General features: G+C 72.8%; 9 protein-coding genes and 1 tRNA gene. 6 read left to right on the top strand and 4 right to left on the bottom strand.

The window, feature by feature from the left end; genetic code table 11:
* Window positions 1-6 precede the first annotated feature (6 nt).
* The 3 genes from ACFWBT_RS02205 to ACFWBT_RS02195 all read left to right on the top strand — a co-directional run bounded on the left by ACFWBT_RS02205 (window position 7) and on the right by ACFWBT_RS02195 (window position 3338).
* Window positions 7-1590 (top strand): alpha/beta hydrolase, encoded by a 1584-nt coding sequence (locus tag ACFWBT_RS02205; RefSeq protein WP_385694727.1) that lies wholly within the window; start codon window positions 7-9, stop codon window positions 1588-1590.
* Window positions 1591-1698: 108 nt separating this feature from the next.
* A tRNA-Thr gene (locus ACFWBT_RS02200) sits at window positions 1699-1772 on the top strand.
* 633 nt (window positions 1773-2405) lie between these two features.
* On the top strand, window positions 2406-3338 hold the full coding sequence (locus tag ACFWBT_RS02195) for a hypothetical protein (protein WP_385694725.1): 933 nt from the start codon (window positions 2406-2408) through the stop codon (window positions 3336-3338).
* A 275-nt stretch (window positions 3339-3613) separates the two neighbouring features.
* Here the strand turns inward: ACFWBT_RS02195 and ACFWBT_RS02190 are convergent, their stop codons facing one another.
* Complete coding sequence (locus ACFWBT_RS02190; protein WP_385694723.1) at window positions 3614-5179, bottom strand: APC family permease; 1566 nt, start codon at window positions 5177-5179, stop codon at window positions 3614-3616.
* Between the two features lie 211 nt (window positions 5180-5390).
* Here ACFWBT_RS02190 and ACFWBT_RS02185 point away from each other — a divergent pair, with 211 nt between their 5' ends.
* From ACFWBT_RS02185 to ACFWBT_RS02175, 3 genes are all read left to right on the top strand, one after another.
* Window positions 5391-5816, top strand: a complete 426-nt coding sequence (locus tag ACFWBT_RS02185; RefSeq protein WP_385694721.1) for a DUF3052 domain-containing protein — start codon at window positions 5391-5393, stop codon at window positions 5814-5816.
* Window positions 5817-5929: 113 nt separating this feature from the next.
* Window positions 5930-6844, top strand: a complete 915-nt coding sequence (locus tag ACFWBT_RS02180; RefSeq protein WP_385694718.1) for a glycosyltransferase family 2 protein — start codon at window positions 5930-5932, stop codon at window positions 6842-6844.
* 330 nt (window positions 6845-7174) lie between these two features.
* Window positions 7175-10465, top strand: a complete 3291-nt coding sequence (locus ACFWBT_RS02175; protein ID WP_385694790.1) for a BTAD domain-containing putative transcriptional regulator — start codon at window positions 7175-7177, stop codon at window positions 10463-10465.
* 338 nt (window positions 10466-10803) lie between these two features.
* Here the strand turns inward: ACFWBT_RS02175 and ACFWBT_RS02170 are convergent, their stop codons facing one another.
* The 3 genes from ACFWBT_RS02170 to ACFWBT_RS02160 form a co-directional block, all read right to left on the bottom strand.
* A complete protein-coding gene (locus ACFWBT_RS02170) occupies window positions 10804-12495 on the bottom strand; it encodes a bifunctional 3'-5' exonuclease/DNA polymerase (protein WP_385694715.1) in 1692 nt (563 codons plus the stop codon).
* Between the two features lie 96 nt (window positions 12496-12591).
* Window positions 12592-13332: a Clp protease N-terminal domain-containing protein gene (locus ACFWBT_RS02165; protein ID WP_385694712.1), complete on the bottom strand. Its 741-nt coding sequence runs from the start codon at window positions 13330-13332 to the stop codon at window positions 12592-12594.
* 305 nt (window positions 13333-13637) lie between these two features.
* A complete protein-coding gene (locus ACFWBT_RS02160; RefSeq protein ID WP_385694710.1) occupies window positions 13638-15761 on the bottom strand; it encodes an FtsX-like permease family protein in 2124 nt (707 codons plus the stop codon).
* Window positions 15762-15994: the final 233 nt, after the last annotated feature.

Below are 15994 nucleotides of genomic sequence, written 5' to 3'. Positions count from 1 at the left end.
CGCGAGATGCACATGAGGCGCAATTCCCGGCCGTCCCGACCCCTCCGCAGGAGTGGCGTACTGCTGGCCTCCGTGGCGCTGCTCATCTCCGCCTGCTCCTCCGGGAGTTCCACGACGACGGCCGCGTCGACGAGTGCCGTGCTCACCGCGCTGCCGCGGGCCACGCCGACGGCGCTCTCGCCGTACTACGAGCAGAAGCTGAACTGGCGCAGCTGCGGTGTCCCCGGCTTCGAGTGCGCCACGATGAAGGCGCCGCTCGACTACGCGAAGCCGGGCGCGGGAGATGTCCGGTTGGCGGTCTCCCGCAAGAAGGCCACGGGGCCGGGCAAGCCGCTGGGTTCGCTGCTGGTCAACCCGGGCGGGCCGGGCGGTTCGGCGATCGGCTACCTCCAGGCGTACGCCGGGATCGGATATCCGGCGGAGGTCCGTGCCCGCTACGACATGGTCGCGGTCGACCCGCGCGGGGTGGCCCGCAGCGAGCCGGTCGAGTGCCTCACGGGCCGTGAGATGGACGCGTACACGCAGACGGACACCACGCCGGACGACGGCCGGGAGACGGATCAGCTCGTCGGGGCGTTCAAGAAGTTCGCCGAGGGCTGCGGCGCGCGCTCGCCCGAGCTGCTCCGGCATGTCTCCACGGTCGAGGCCGCCCGCGACATGGACATTCTGCGGGCCGTGCTGGGGGACAAGAAGCTGAACTACGTGGGGGCGTCGTACGGGACGTTCCTGGGGGCGACGTACGCGGGCCTCTATCCCGACCGGGCGGGCCGGCTGGTGCTGGACGGCGCGCTGGACCCGTCCCTGACCGCGCGCAAGCTGAACGAGGAGCAGACGGCGGGGTTCGAGACGGCGTTCCAGTCCTTCGCGAAGGACTGCGTACGGCACAGCGACTGCCCGCTGGGCGACGCGGGCACGAGCCCGGACCAGGTGGGCAGGAACCTGAAGGCGTTCTTCCAGCAGCTGGACAAGACGCCCATCCCGGCGGGTGACGCGGACGGCCGCAAGCTCGGAGAGGCGCTCGCGACGACCGGGGTGATCGCGGCGATGTACGACGAGACGGCGTGGCCGCAGCTGCGGGACGCGCTCACCTCCGCGATGAAGCGGAACGACGGCGCGGGGCTGCTCGCCCTCTCCGACAGCTACTACGAGCGGGACGCCGACGGCCAGTACGCGAACCTGATGTCCGCCAACGCCGCCGTGAACTGCCTCGATCTGCCGGCCGCCTTCTCCGGCCCGGACCAGGTGCAGGAGTCGCTGCCCGCGTTCGAGAAGGCGTCCCCCGTCTTCGGTGAGGGCCTGGCCTGGGCCTCCCTGAACTGCGCGTACTGGCCCGTGAAGAACACCGGCGAACCCCACCGCATCGAGGCGAAGGGCGCGGCGCCCATCCTTGTCGTCGGCACGACCCGCGACCCGGCGACCCCGTACCCGTGGGCCCAGTCCCTCGCCTCCCAGCTCTCCTCCGGGACCCTCCTCACCTACGTCGGGGACGGCCACACCGCCTACGGCCGCGGCAGCTCCTGCATCGACTCCACGATCAACCGATACCTCCTCCAGGGCACCCCTCCACAGAAGGGAAAGCGCTGCTCATAGCGCTGCCGCGCACCCCTGGAGTGCATGCCCCGGGGCCTGTGCGGAGCACCCTCGGAAACTGTGTAGACTTACCGACGTTGCTGATCGCACCATAGGTGTGGGCAGCGCGCCGCCTTAGCTCAGATGGCCAGAGCAACGCACTCGTAATGCGTAGGTCTCGGGTTCGAATCCCGAAGGCGGCTCTGTAGAAGCCTCAGGACTCACTCGCCGTGACCTGGGGCTTTTGCTTTGCCCGGACGCGGTGGAGACGCCGGGCACGGGTCGCGCGGCGGTCCCCGGTCTCAGTCTCAGTCGGGGGCCCAGGGGCAGGTCCGCATGAACTGCGAAGCCGGCGAGCTGTCCCCCCGAAGCGAGAACGCGTGAACATCTCTCTCGGTACGCCGCAGCCCGCGCGGTTCCGGTTCGCGGCTTGAGGCTGGTCCGTGGGATGCCTGCGGCCGTCCTCCGGTCCTTCCCACGGTCACGCCAGGCGCGACTGCGGCCCCATCCGATGGTCGGCCGACGAGGCGCGAGTCGTCTCCGCATCACAGGACGGCATCCCAGGGCTCCCTGTTTCCGCAGGTCAACAGGGGTGGGATGGTCCCACTGTCCCGGGTGTGACGGCAGCTGTTGTCGGGGGTCCCCGGCGTCCTGGAATCTGTGGACGTCGCACCGGCCGAGGCGGCACGACCGCCCCGCCGGCAGCACGACAACAACCACCCAGCGCCAGTGCACCGGGACACCTCTGTGCCCGGGCGGCGTTCGGCGCCTCGCACCACCCGCCGTCCCACGACGCAGAGAACACCCGTGTTCGGACCAGAGAAGGAAGCCACAACATGAACAGGAACACCCCCGCACGCCGTCGTCCGGGCCGCCGCGTGGCCGTCGCCGCCGGCCTCCTCGTGGCCGTCGGGCTCGGTCTGTCGACGCAGGTGGCGGCGCAGGCCGCCGTCCCCGCACCCGCCAAGGCATCCGCGAAGGCGTCCACCGCTCTGCGGTCGGTCAGCGGCTCCAACGGTGACGTGGTGACCCAGGTCGCCGACTTCTACGGCGCGTACATCGACGCGAAGGACGACGCCGTGGGCCCGGACGCCGCGCTGGCCAAGGCGCTGCGCGCGCACTATCTGACGCCCGCCTTCGCCAAGCGGCTGGAGGCGTGGGAGAAGAAGAACAAGGCGGACGGCGTCCTGCGTGCCCAGAACGTCCCGGTGCGGTGGACGGTGAGCGAGGGCGGCAACGGCCTCGAGGTCGTCGTCACCCTGACCTTCGGCGGCGGGGAGTCGCCGACGACGACGAACAGGTTCGTCGTGAAGCAGGAGCCGACCGGCCACATCACCGACATCCGCACCACGAGCACCGCCCCCAAGAAGGCGTCCGCGAAGGCGTCCGCCGCGGTGCGGTCGGTCAGTGGCAGGACGGGCGACTCGGTGACCCGGGTCGCCGACTTCTACGGCGCGTACGTCGACGCGAAGGACGCCCCCGTGGGCCCGGACGCCGCGCTGGCCAAGGCGCTGCGCGCGCACTATCTGACGCCCGCCTTCGCCAAACGGCTCGGGGCCTGGGAGAAGAAGAACCAGGTGGACGGTGTCCTGCGTGCCCAGAACGTTCCGGTGGACTGGACGGTGCGCGAGGGTGCCGACAGCCGCGAGATCGTCGTCACCCACACCTTCGGCGGCGGGGAGTCGCCGACGGTGGGGACCAACCTCGTCGTGGAGCTGGAGCCGGTGTTCGGCGACGTCACCGACATCCGCACCACGAGCGCCCGCTGAGACGGCAGCCGCTCCGCCTGGTCCGCTTCCGGCTTCGGCCGGGGGTGGGACCGGCAGCGCTGATGGCCCACACCGGCGGGCCCCACTCCGCGGTGCACCGAGACGGCGGAGGATGGACGGAGCGCTGCCCAGGCCGATCGGAGGCAGTCCGTGGGCGGCGCGCACCCACCTACGGATCAGGGGCTTACGCCGGCGGAGTCCTGTGGCGGGCTCTTGAGAAGGCGCTCGGCACCACACAAGGTCGCCGGTTGCTCCGTCTTCGCCTTCCGGGTCGGTCAGTGGCCGTCCTGGTGGTGGGACGAGACCGGGATGGTCTCCTTGCGGAAGTAGGACGGGCGGAACGCGCCGTACAGGAGCATCAGGACGGCGCCGAGCAGGAGCGCGCCGATGCCGGTGACGAAGACGCCGCCGAGTTGCCAGTGCGGCGGGAAGGGCATGGTCCACGAGGTGCTGCCGTAGTCCGCGGCGGCGTACACCACGCAGGCGTTGAGGAAGAAGTAGAGGAGCAGGGCGCCGCCGAGGCCCGGCATGATCCCGCGTGTCCAGAGGTCGCGTGGGCTGCGGGTCAGGACCTTGCGGTAGTACCAGACGCAGGCGAAGCCGGTGAGGCCGTAGTAGAAGGCGATCATCAGGCCGACCGAGCCGATGGAGTCGGCCAGGACGTCTTCGCTCACCTGGGTCAGCATGACGTAGAAGGCGATCGAGGCCAGGCCCATGCCGACGGTGGACCAGGTCGGGGTGAGGAAGCGGGGGTGGATGCGGGCGAAGCGCGCCGGGAGGGCTTTGAACGACGCCATGGACAGGGTCGTGCGGGCCGTGGGGAGGATGGTCGTCTGGGTGGAGGCAGCCGCCGAGGTGAGGACCATCACGATCAGGAGCTTGGTGGCGACCTGGCCCCAGCCCCCGGTGCCGAAGACCTCGGCGCCGAGGCTGGAGAGGACGTCTCCGGAGTTGTCCGGGTTGCCCAGGCCGATGCCGTCCTCGCCCACCCCGGCGAACGCCTGCGCGGACGTGGTGACCATGAGGTAGACGAGCAGCAGGATGACGGTGGAGATGACGGCGGCGCGGCCCGGGGTGCGGTCGCGGTCCATGGTCTCCTCGTTCACGGACACGGCGGTGTCCCAGCCCCAGTAGATGAAGACTCCGGCGAGGATGCTCTTGGTCAGGTCGTCGAACGAGTTGATCTCGAAGGGGTTGAACCACGACCACGAGATCTCCGACGAGACGTTCGGCGCGGTACCGCCGTACACCTTGACCAGCGCGGTGACCGCCAGCAGGCACAGCACCACGATCTCGATGGTGAGCAGCACCTTCTGCAGGCTGGCCGAGAGCTCGATGCCGATGTAGCAGATCAGGGTCATCACGGCGATCCACAGGACGCCGACCACGGTGACCCAGAACGTGTTCTCCGCCAGCCCGTCCGCGCCCACGAGCTGGAAGCCGTACGAGCCGGCGATCTGGGCCAGGTTGGCCATCACGATGATGTCGGCCGCGACGATGCCCCATCCGCCCAGCCATCCGGTACGGGGGCCGAACGCGCGGGCCGCCCACGTGAACGTGGTGCCGCAGTCGGGGTCGGCCCGGTTCAGTTCCTTGTAGCCGTAGGCGATCAGGAACATCGGGATGAAGGCGAGGACGATCACGATCGGTGACTGGAAGCCCACGATCCCGACGATGACGCCGAGGGTCGCCGCGAGGCTGTAGGCGGGAGCGGTGGAGGCCAGCCCGATCACCGTGCTGGAGAACAGGCCCAGGGCGCCACCCTTGAGGCCCTTGTCCGTGGTGCCCGGCCCCTGCGGCGGGGGCAGTGGTGCGGGCGGCGGGACGGATGGTGAGCTCATGGCGCCCTCCGGAACCTTGTGGCGCCCGCCGGTGGTGGACGGGATGCCCGCTGTTCCCGGCTCGGGAGACCTCGGGGATCCTCGGGAGCGCCGGGGAAGTCCGGGGCACCGGGCCGCTCTCACCAGCATGAACCCGCTCGCCGACAACCGGTAGTCGAGCCCGGGGCGCGTACGCGGGCTGACCGGGCCCGCGCGGTGCCATCCTGCGGGAATGACGGGATCCAGCGCGGCGGGCGGCGGGTACTCCGGTACTCCGCTCGCCCGGAAGATCGGCATCAAGGCGGGGCAGCGGGTCCGGCTGACCCATGGGCCGCGGGACTGGGAGATCCCCGGACTGCCCGAGGACTGCGAGGTCGAGGACGGCGGCCCGAAGGGGGCGGACGTCACCGTCGCCTTCTTCCGGGAGCGCGCGGAACTGGCGGCGGGGGCGGCCGAGTTGGTCCGGGACCTGTCCGACAGGGCCATGCTCTGGATCGCCTGGCCCCGCCGGGCGGCCGGGCACGTCAGCGACATCACGGAGAACGATCTGCGGGACCTGTTCCTGCCGCTCGGCGTCGTCGACGTGAAGGTGGCGGCGCTGGGGGAGGACTGGTCGGGGCTGAAGTTCGTCCGGCGCAAGGAGAACCGGCGCTCCTGACGGTGGACGTATGGGCGTAGATCAGGACGTACGCGCGGCGGACGTGAGGGCGTACGTGAGGGGTCGTCCCGGTGAACGACTAGCATCGCGGCACAGTTGTCGGCCGGGATGGGGTGGGTGTCGTGTCACAGGCGGAGGAGGGGCCGCGGATCGCCGTTGCCGTGGTCACCATGGGCAACCGGCCCGTCGAGGTCGACGCACTGCTCACCTCCGTGGCCAAGCAGGACGTGGCGCCCACCCGGATCGTGATCGTCGGCAACGGCTGTCCGCTGCCCGAGTTCGCCGAGCGCCTCGGCCTGCCGGGAGAGGTGACCGCCATCGAACTGGACGACAACCTCGGCTGCCCCGGTGGCCGCAATGTCGGGCTGAGCCGGCTCCGTGAGTTCGGGGACGTGGACGTCGTCGTCGAGCTCGACGACGACGGGCTGCTCGTCGACGCCGACGTGCTGCGCAAGGTGCGCGACCTGTACGCCGCCGGGCCGCGGCTCGGCATCGTCGGGTTCCGCATCGCCGACGAGCACGGTGAGACGCAGCGCCGCCATGTGCCGAGGGTCGGGGCCAAGGACCCGATGCGCGGCGGTCCGGTCACCGGCTTCCTCGGGGGCGGCCACGCGCTGTCCATGCCGATGCTGGCCGAGACCGGGGACTGGCCCGCCGAGTTCTTCTTCGCGCACGAGGAGACCGACCTCGCCTGGCGGGCCATCGACGCCGGCTGGACCGTCCTGTACGAGCCCGGACTGCTCCTCCAGCACCCCAAGACCTCGCCCGCCCGGCACGCCATCTACTACCGGGTGACCGCCCGTAACCGGGTCTGGCTCACCCGCCGCAGGCTGCCCCTGGCGCTGATACCGGTGCACCTGGGGATCTGGATCGTGCTCACGCTCCTGCGGACGCGGTCGGCCGGCGGGCTGAAGGCCTGGTTCGGCGGATTCGCCGAGGGGCTGCGGCAGTCCGGCGGAGAGCGACGCCCGATGCGGTGGCGGACGGTGTGGCGGCTCACCCGCCTCGGGCGCCCGCCCGTCATCTAGGCAGGTCCTCAGGCCGGGCGGGTGCGGGCCCCGGCTCGCAGGCCCTGGAACGGACGGAGGCCCCGGTCGATCACCTCGACGACGGGGCCTCTCACGTCCCCGGATCCGGCCACGGCGGCGACACTCCCCCGAGTTACGCGTAGTACGCGCGCACCGTCGGGCCAGATCCGATGTATTGATCAGATCAGGCCCCGCCAACGGATCGCTAACATGAGGCCAACGGTTCCTTGGGGAACGATCAGTCGGTCGGCGTGAAATCGTCTCGAGAAGGCGGGAACTCGCCGTGGTGCGCGGCCGGAGCGGCCGGGCGGAGAGGCAGTGGGCGGCGAGATGCGGAACGGGCTGCGGTTCGGGCTGCTGGGGCCGCCGGTCCTGTACGACGCCGACGGCGGGGTCGACTCGATCGGCAGCGGCAAGACGCGTGCCCTGCTGGCCGCGCTCCTCCTCGAACCGGGCCGGGTCGTCTCCGTCGACGTCCTCAAGGACGCGCTGTGGGGCGGGGCGCCGCCCGCCTCCGCCCAGGCGTCCCTGCAGAACCACGTGACCCGGCTGCGCCGTCTCCTGGACGATCCGGAACGGCTGCGCGCCGTACCGCCGGGGTACGTCCTGCGGGTCGGCGAGGGCGAGTTGGACGTCCGCGTCTTCGAGCGGCACGCCACCTTCGCGCGCGACGCGCACGCCGAGCGGGACTGGGAACGGGCGCTGCGCGAGTCCACCGCCGCGCTCGCGCTGTGGCGCGGCACCCCGCTGAGCGGCCTGCCGCCCGAGACCGGCGGACACGCCTTCGTCCAGCGTCTGGAGGAGGCCCGGCTGCTGGTCCTGGAGTGGCGGTACGAGGCGGAGCTGTGCCTTGCCCCGACGGCCTCCCGACTCGACCGGCTGGCACCGGAGCTGGCCGCCCGCACGGCCGAGCATCCGCTCCGCGAGTCCTTCCACCGGCTTCTGATGCTCGTCCTGCACCGCACCGGACGCCAGGCCGAGGCCCTCGCCGTCCACCGCGACCTGCGGGCCCGCCTGGTGGAGGAACTCGGCGTCGAGCCGGGACCCGCCGTGCGCAGGGCACACCTGGAGATCCTGCGGGACAGCTACCGGGGCCCGGACGGGCGCCGGGACGGCGACGCGGGCGGGGGCGGGGACGGTTTCGCGGAAGGGGGCCGGGACGGTGACGTGGGCGGGCGCCGGGACGGTTTCGAGGATGCGGTCCGGGAAGGTGAGGGGGGCAGCCTGGACGCGGATGTGGCGCCTCGCCCCGCCCAACTCCCTCCGCCCCCGGCGTACTTCACAGGTCGCGAGGACATTTACGATCGACTGCGACTGATTCTGGACCCGGGCCTCCCGGTGGATCCGGAAGGTCCGGCGCGCCCCAAAGGCGGGTTCGGCGGCGCCGCGTCCGGCAGCACCGCGTTCACAGGCGCGCGCGGCGACGCGAGGTTCGCGGGGGCGATCACCGGGATGCCCCCTGTCGCGGTGATCAGCGGGATGGCCGGCGTCGGCAAGAGCGCGCTCGCGCTGTACGTCGCACACGGACTGAGGGAACGATTCCCCGACGGTCAGCTGTACGTCAACCTGCACGGCGCCACCCCCGGCATGGCCCCGCTCACCGCCGGTCAGGCGCTCGCCGCGCTCCTGCGCGACCTGGGCGCGGAACCCCGGCGCATCCCCGAACACCCCGACGCGGCGGCGGCGTTGCTCCGCTCGATGCTCGCGCCCACCCGCACCCTCATGGTGCTGGACGACGCGGCGCACGCCGCACAGGTGCGGCCGCTGCTGCCGGCGGGCGCCGGCTGCGCGGTGATCGTGACGAGCCGCTCGCCGCTCACCGCCCTCGACGGCGCCGACCGGTTCCCGCTCGCGCCGCTGACGAAGGAGGACAGCGCGGCACTGCTCCGCGCGGTCTCCGGCCGCCGGGACGGACTCGACGGCGGGCACCCCCTCGTCGAACTCACCGGCCGGCTGCCGCTCGCCCTCCGTGTCGTCGCGGCCCGCCTGGCCGCCCGTCGCGCGCTCACCCCGGACGTTCTCGCCGGTCAACTGGCCGCCACGGAAGGGCGGTTGCATCATCTGGAGTACGACGATCTGAGCGTGCGCCGCTCGCTCGCCGTCGCGCACGACGCTCTGCGTGCCTCCGAGCGTGAGGCCGACCGGGACGCGGCGCTCGCCCTGTGCCGGATCGGCGCGCTCGACCTGCCCGTCTACGGAGCCGCCCTCGTCGCCCGCCTCACCGGCACCGACGAACGCCGTGCCGAGGCCGCGCTCGACCGCCTCGTCGACGTCGCCCTCCTGGAGGAGACGGCCTACGGCCGCTACGCGCCCCATGACCTCGTACGAGATTTCGCCCGGGAGATCGCGGGCGCGGCGGAGTGCGTCGTCGCGACGGCGGGCGCGGGCGCTCGGGCCGCCGGGGTCGGCGGGGCCTCCGGCATACCCGGCGGGGTCGTCGCCTCCCGAGGTCACGGGCCTGCCGCCCCGGGCGGTCACGGAAGTGCCGTTCCCCTCGGTCATGGCGCGGTCGTCGCGGAGCGCGCCCTGCGCTGGTACGCCGGTGTCGCCGCCCGTTCCCTGGAGGCGATCCTCGAACCCGGTCTCGACCGGGAGGACCGCAGCCGGCCGACCGCCTCGCAGCCGGCCGGGCACGCGGCGGACGTCGCGGCCACGCCCCCGTTCTGTTCGGCGCGAGAGGCCTTCGCCTGGGGTGACACGGAACTGTCGAACGTGGTCGCGCTGGCGGAGCGGTACGCGGAGACCTCGCCGTACGTCCCCCTGCTGGCCCGCATGCTCAACCCGTACATCCAACGCAGTGGCCGTGTAGCCGAGTTGGAAGTCCTCCAGCGGGCCGCGCTCGACGCGGCGCGGCGCCTCGGCGACGAGGCCGCCGAGGCGTACGCGCTCGGGGATCTCGGAGGTCTGCACTTCGTGACGGGCCGGGTGGGCGAGGCACTGGCCCTGAACGACCAGGCGCTCGCGATCTGGCGCCGACTCGGGGTGCTGTCCTGGATGCGGCGGGGGCTGAACAACCGGGGCATGCTGCTCGAAAGCCTCGGCCGTTACGCCGAGTCCAGTGAGGCCCTGCTCCAAAGTCTCCAGTTCTCGCGGGAGTTGGGCGACCCGCAGATGGAGGCCATCACCTACAGCCACCTCGGCAACCTGTACGAGCACACCGATCCACGGGCCGCCATCGATCACCACAAGCGCAGCCTCGCCATCGGTGACGCCGTGCAGGACGTGATCATCCGGCACTCCGCGCACTGCAACATCGGCTACGCCCATCTCACGCTCGGCGAACCGGCCGCCGCCGTACCGCACTTCGAGGAGAGCCTGCGCATCCTGGGGGGCCACGGCGACTGGCACGGCGAGTCACAGACCCGGCTCGGTCTGGTGCGCGCCCTGCGGGGCGTCGGCCAGTGGGAACGGGCCGCGCGCGAGTGCGATCTGCTGCTGTGCCGCGCCGACCGTCGCGCCGACCGGTACACCGGGGGCCTCGCCCGCCATCAGCAGGGGCTGCTGCTGCGGGAGAGGGGCGACGCCGAAGCGGCGTATCAGGAGTGGGCATCGGCGCTGGAAGCGCTGGAGGAGACGGACAGCCCGGTGGCGGGCGAACTACGGAAGCTGCTCGCGACGTAGCGCTGCCCACCGCCGATCCCTCCACCACCGCCGATCCCTCCACCCTCGCCGATCCCTCCACCCTCGCCGTACGCTTCCGCGCTCGCCGTACGCTTCCGCGCTCGCCGTACGCCGACGCCCTCGCCGTACGCTTCCGCCCTCGCCGTACGCCGTTGCCAGCGCTGTTCGCCGACGCCCTCGCTGCTCGCCGGTGCTGTTCGTCGACGCTCTCGCCGTACGTCGGCGCTGTTCGCCGGCGCCCTCGCTGTCGCCGTTGCCGACCCCACCGTCTTCGCCGTCCCGTACGGAATCCGGGGCCGAGAGGCCAGGCCGACAGACCAGGAGGCCGCGCGGGCGGGCTACTTGGCGTCCGCGTAGCACCGCACGACGGCCGTCGTGAACGGAAAACGGACCGGTGTCTCCCCGAAGGTGAGGCGGCCCGCGAGTTCGGCCGCGTCGCGGATGGCGGCCACCACGGTGTCGGTCTCCTCCTCGGGGCAGTGCACGATCACCTCGTCGTGCTGGAAGAAGACCAGCTCGGCGGCGAGCTGGGAGCAGGTGCGGCGCAGTGCCGCCAGCACCAGCAGGGCCCAGTCGGCGGCGCTGCCCTGCACGACGAAGTTGCGGGCGAACCGTCCGCGGGCGCGGGAGTCGGAGGAGGCGTAACCGGGCACCCAGCCCTGGTCGACGGGGGTGTCCACGGGATCGTCCTGCGGGATGCCCGCCTCTTCCCCGCTGTCCTCGCCCGCCCCGGCCGCCGGCGGGCAGGTCCGCCCGAGCCAGGTCCGCACGAGGCGCCCCTCCTCGCCGGCGCGGGCCGCGTCGTCGACGTAGGCCACGGCCTGGGGGAAACGGCGGCGGAGCAGTGCGAGGTTCTTCAGCCCGTCGCCGGACGTCTGGCCGTAGACGGCGCCGAGCACGGCGAGTTTGGCCTGCGCGCGGTCGCCGGAGAAGGCCCGGTCCGACACCGACTGGTAGAGGTCGCTCTCGCGGCCCGCGACCTCCATCAGGCCGGGGTCGCGCGAGATGGCGGCGAGGATGCGGGGCTCCATCTGGTCGGCGTCGGCGACGACCAGCCGCCAGCCGGGGTCGGCGACGACGGCGCGCCGGATCACCTTGGGGATCTGGAGGGCGCCGCCGCCGTTCGTCACCCAGCGTCCGGTGACCGTCCCGCCCGGCAGGTATTCGGGCCGGAACCGGCCGTCGCGCACCCAGTCCTGGAGCCAGGACCAGCCGTGGGCGACCCAGATGCGGTACAGCTTCTTGTATTCGATGAGCGGCTTCACGGCCGGATGGTCGATCGACTCGATCTCCCACCGCCGGGTGGACTTGACCTTGATCCCGGCCTGCGCGAACGCCTTGACGACGTCGGCGGGCAGATCGGGTCTGACCCGTCTGCCGAAGGCGGCGGAGACCTCGTCGGTGAGCTCGGCGAGGCGCCGGGGTTCACCGCCTCCGGTGTACCGCTCGCCGAGCAGTTCGTGCAGCACGTCCCGGTGGACGTCCGCGCTCCACGGCAGCCCCGACTGGTTCATCTCGGCGGCGACCAGCATCCCCGCGGACTCGGAGGCCGTGAGCAGCCGCATCCGTCCCGGATGCGCGGCCGTGTCGTGGCGGCGCTGCTGGTCGGCGTACACCGTGAGGAGATCCGCCAGCGGTACGTGGACCGGGCGCGGTTCGAAGAGGGAGGACTGCGAACCGGGCTCGGCGGAACGCTGCGGCGGGTCCGGCGGCACGGGGCCGCCGCGCAGTCTTGCCAGCGCGGCGGCCGCCGACCGGGGCTCGCCGAGCCGCCCCTCGTGTCCGAGCAGCAGGGTCTCGGCGGCCTCCATGTCGTAACACCGCTCCACTCGCACCCCCGTGGCGAGCAGTCTCGGATAGACATCGGCCGTCGACCGCCACACCCACCGGCTCACGTCCGGCCGGGTGCGCACGGCCTCGGCGAGGTCCGCCTCCCGGCGGACCGGCCCCGTGGGCAGCCCGTCCGGGCCGAGGGCGGCGATCTCCGCGCCGCCGTCCTCGGCCGGCGCGAGAGCCCAGCGCTCGGTCATGCTTCCGAGTCTCGCAGGGGGGTCTGACAATGCCCTCCGGCGACGCGGCGGGTGACGCGCCGGAACCCGCGGCCTCCCGCCGATCGTCGCCCTCGGCTACCCGTTTCCCTCCGCCGCCTTCTGCTGGACGAGCTCCTCGATCATGCGTCCGATGTGTGCCTCGGACGCCGCCTTGTCGACGCCGGCGGAGCTGAGGGCGCCCTCGCCGTTCTCGAACTCCAGGAGGGCGAGCAGGATGTGCTCGGTGCCGACGTAGTTGTGGCCGAGGCGGAGTGCCTCGCGGAAGGTGAGTTCCAGGACCTTCTTGGCGGCGGGGCCGTACGGGACCAGCTCGGGGACCTCGTCGACGGCGGGCGGGAGCGTCGCGGTGGCCGCCTCGCGGACCGCGTCCAGGGATACGCCCTGCGCGGTGATCGCCCGGGCGGCGAAGGCGTCGGGCTCGCTGAGCAGGCCGAGGACGAGGTGCGCGGGCAGTCCTTCGGTGCATCCCGTGGCCTTGGACTCGTCGTGCGCGACCATGACCACCTTGCGGGCCCGCTCGGTGTAGCGGCCGAACCCCTGGCTGGGATCGAGGTCCGCCTCCGCCTTCGGTACGAACCGCTTCTGCGCGGCCTGGCGGGTGACTCCCATGCTCCTGCCGATGTCCGTCCACGACGCCCCCGAGCGCCGCGCCTGGTCCACGAAGTGCCCGATCAGGTGGTCGGCCACGTCGCCCAGGTGATCCGCCGCGATCACCGCGTCCTGGAGCTGGTCGAGCGCGTCGCTGTGCACCTTCTTGATGGCCTCGATGAGGTCGTCGAGACGCACGGATGCCTTGCCGGGTGGATTCGTCGTCATGTGTCAACGGTAGGTTGACAGTCCATGGGTGTCAACCCGAAGTTGACACCTGTCCTGGTGGAGGCGTCCGCGAGTCGGGGGCGCTTCGGCGGCTCCGGTTGAGCGCTCCGGCGACCCGGGTGAGAGCTGAGCCGCCCCGACGAGTTGCGCTCACCCGGGGAGGGCTGCGCCGGCCCGGGGCTTGCGTCGGCCCGGGTCGGCCTGGAGGGTTGCGTCGGCCTGGGGGCGCACGGGCCGGGGGAGTCGCGCCGACCTGGAGAGCCGCGTCGGGCCGGGGAGTCGCGTCCGTCGACAGGACCGTTCCGTCACGTCCGGCGCCACGCTCCCGCCACCGACGCCCCCACCCCGATCACCAGGCACACCCCCACGCACCCCGACAGCGGCCCCCAGGGCACCACCACGCCCACCGGTGCCGACAACCGGCCCAGCGCTCCCGCCAGCCCCGCGAGATTCACCCCGGCGACGGCGGCCCCGAGTGCCGCGCCCACGCAGACCGCGAGCGCCGCCTCGCCCGCGACCACGCCCAGCGCCTGCGCCCGGGTGGCGCCCGCCCGGCGCAGGGACCGGAGCTCCGCACCCCGCGCGGAGGTGGCCATCAGGCAGGTGCCGGCGAGGGAGATCCCGGCGTAGACGAGGGCGATCCCCAGGACCACCAGGAACCCGAGCCGGGTCTGCGGGCCGCCGCGCGAGTGGGTCGCGGCCAGCCAGGCCGGGGTGGTGCGCACCGTGCCGCCGGACAGCCGCAGCGCGTGCGCGACCGTCGCCGGGTCGGCCCCGCGCAGCACCCGGGCGTCGAGGCGGTCGACGGTCGAACCCGGTGCGTTGGCCGCCGTCACGTACGCCCCGTTGTCGCCCGTGCCGCGTGCCAGGACGGCCGCGATCCGCAGCCGGGCGGGCCGCCCGTCACCCAGCCTGACGGAGACCCAGGAGCCCACCTCGTGGTGTTCCCACTCCTCGTCGACGACGATCGAGCGGTCGTCGAGATCGCGTACGTCGCCCGCGACCACCGGCAGCCGGGTCACCGACACGAACGCCGCCACGTCGCTCACCGCCCGCGCGTCCGACCGTAGGAGCGCGGTCCCTTCCTCGCGCACGAAGACGGCGGTCGACGCGGTCGCGGACACCGTCGCGCCGGGTACCGTCACCTTCTTCACATGCTCACCGGTGACGACGAACTGAGCCCGGGTCCGCTCCCGTGCCTCCGTCGCCCGCGCCTCCGTCACGGTCGCCGCCGAACCGAGGAGCGATCCGGCCAGCGCGACCGTCACCAGGACGGGAGCCGCCACGGCGGCGGTGCGCCGGACGGAGGCCGCCGCGTTCTCGCGGATCAGCAGCCCGTACGCGCGAGGGAGCCGGCGGAGCGGAAGCAGCCGTACGGCCGGACCCACCAGCATCGGCGCCAGCACGGCCACCGCCGTGATCAGCACCATCGGCTGCGTTGCGTAGGTCTTGCGCTTCAGCAGCGCCGCCGGGTCCGCGTACAGCGTCCAGGCCGTCAGCCCGAGTCCGGCCGTCAGCAGGACCACCCCGGTCACCCGCCGGGAGCGCGGCATCACGCCCGTGTCCACCGACGCCTCACGCAGCGCCTCCAGGGGGCCGGTCCGACCCGCCCGCCGCGCGGAGGCCCAGGCGCCCGCGAGGGCCACCGACACCCCTGTGCAGAAGGCGAGTTCGTACGGCCAGTACGTCCCGTCCCGCAGCGCGAACCAGGGCGGTGCCACCCCGCCGTCCACCAACGACCGTACGAGCAGGGGCGCTTCATGGCCGCCCAGCGCGCAGCCCGCCGCCGAGGCCGTGAGCCCCACCGCGAGCGCCTCCCCGAGCACGGTCCGCCGGACCTGCCCCGGCAGGGCGCCGACCAGGCGCAGCAGCCCGAACTCCCTTCGCCGCAGGGCCACTACGAACGCGAAGGTCGACGCCGTCACGAAGACCGAGACGAAGGCCGTCACTCCGGCCGCCGTGCCCAGCAGCGCGTCGACTCCGACCAGCGCCTCGGCGTCCCGCGCGGCGGAGGGGTCGGCCCGGTACCGTTCGTCGCCGGTGAGCACCCGGGCGCGGTCGCCGACGAGTCGTCGTACGGCCGCGACGGGAGCGTCGACGCCGACCGCGTCCCGGGCCGCGCCGTCCGTACGGACGCGTCCCAAGGTCCCGAGTTCGGCGATCAACGCGCTGTCCACAGGGTGTGGATGCGCCAGCGGCTTCGACGCCAGGGCGGTGTCCGGCCCCCGCCGGACCTCCATCGTGAGGGTGTCATGGCCCGTCACCACGACCGGCGAGGCCGCGAACCGGGTCGGCGGGCGCGTGGGCGGATCGAGCGCGGCGGCGAGGCCCAGCCCCATGGCCGTCATCACCGCCACCCCGAGCGTGACGGCGACGAAACACCCCAGAAGGGACGGCCAGCGCGACCGTAGCGACGCGATGCTCAGCACGCCACCCACTCCGCCCCGGCCTCCGTGTCCGTTCCGGTCTCCCCGGCCGGGCGATCCACGCTCACCCCGCCCGGCGGGACGGCACCCCGGAGATCCCGGCTCGCGGACCCGAGCCGTACGGAGGCCCGGAGGCATACGGAGGGCTGGAGGTCCGCAGGGGATCGGAGATGCGCGGGGGATGCGGGATGCGCGGGGGATCGGGGGTGTGCGGCGGTGTTCTGCATGGCTCCAGC

The sequence above is a fragment of the Streptomyces sp. NPDC060027 genome (assembly GCF_042737005.1).
Taxonomy (GTDB): Bacteria; Actinomycetota; Actinomycetes; order Streptomycetales; family Streptomycetaceae; genus Streptomyces.
This window is presented reverse-complemented; position numbering and strand designations above follow the sequence as displayed.